We start from the raw sequence: 269 nt of genomic DNA on the forward strand, positions 1-269 counted from the left end.
ATTCTGCGTGCCCAGGTGTCGCTGGCATGGGTCATTGGCCCGCCGCTGGCGTATGCCCTGGCGATGGGGTTTGGCTTTACGATGATGTACCTGAGTGCGGCTGTCGCGTTTGTGGTGTGCGGCACCATGGTGTGGTTCTTCCTGCCGTCGATGCGCAAAGAGCCCAAAGTGGCTTCAGGCGTACTGGAAGCCCCGCGCCGTAACCGTCGTGATGCGCTGCTCCTGTTTGTTATCTGTACGTTGATGTGGGGAACAAACAGCCTTTATAT

The 269-nt window shown here is 58.0% G+C and carries 1 pseudogene; it reads left to right on the forward strand.

Annotated features, from left to right (window positions below):
• A pseudogene (locus ACPYOJ_RS35515) lies at window positions 1–269 on the forward strand (MFS transporter); the annotation flags it as partial.

The sequence above is a fragment of the Rhizobium sp. SVR5-9E genome (assembly GCF_056755095.1).